Here is a 624-nt window from a genome sequence, read left to right as displayed (position 1 = left end):
CCGGCACGGTAGTCACCTACCGCAGGATTTTAAGTCCTGTGCGTCTGCCAATTCCGCCACCCCGGCATAGGCATGTTGGAGCGGAAGACGGGACTCGAACCCGCGACCCCCACCTTGGCAAGGTGGTGTTCTACCACTGAACTACTTCCGCATTATGCGGGTGGAGGGACTTGAACCCCCACGCCAGAGGCGCCAGATCCTAAGTCTGGTGCGTCTGCCAATTCCGCCACACCCGCATCATGGTGAGCCATGGAGGACTCGAACCTCCGACCCTCTGATTAAAAGTCAGATGCTCTACCGACTGAGCTAATGGCTCATTTTCTTTTCTTTGCCCGGCAACGTCCTACTCTCGCAGGCGGTGTCCCGCCAACTACCATCGGCGCTGGAGAGCTTAACTTCCGTGTTCGGGATGGGAACGGGTGTGACCTCTCCGCCATCGTCACCGAGCAATATGATGAAGGATTATTCCTTCAAAACTAGATAACAGGGGTTGCGTAGTCGCCTACGCTTTTCTTGTGTCTAGCTTCGAACTAACATCCTCCTACGCCTTCGCTTTTTCCGTTCGACGTGCACGCACGTCTTCGTCAAAAGCTTTTGGCTCCGTCGGATGTTTTCTTGACTACG

The 624-nt window shown here is 55.1% G+C and carries 3 tRNA genes and 1 rRNA gene; all 4 read right to left on the bottom strand.

The window, feature by feature from the left end:
- Positions 1-76 precede the first annotated feature (76 nt).
- Positions 77-151, bottom strand: a tRNA-Gly gene (locus tag JV16_RS14985).
- A 4-nt stretch (positions 152-155) separates the two neighbouring features.
- Positions 156-236, bottom strand: a tRNA-Leu gene (locus tag JV16_RS14980).
- Positions 237-240: 4 nt separating this feature from the next.
- Positions 241-316, bottom strand: a tRNA-Lys gene (locus JV16_RS14975).
- A 14-nt stretch (positions 317-330) separates the two neighbouring features.
- Positions 331-447: ribosomal RNA gene (rrf, locus tag JV16_RS14970) — 5S ribosomal RNA — on the bottom strand.
- Between the last annotated feature and the right edge of the window lie 177 nt (positions 448-624).

This window comes from Anoxybacillus ayderensis (assembly GCF_000833605.1).
Classification (GTDB): domain Bacteria; phylum Bacillota; class Bacilli; order Bacillales; family Anoxybacillaceae; genus Anoxybacillus; species Anoxybacillus ayderensis.
Note: the sequence above shows the minus strand (reverse complement) of the source record. Positions and strands in the feature narration are given on the sequence as shown.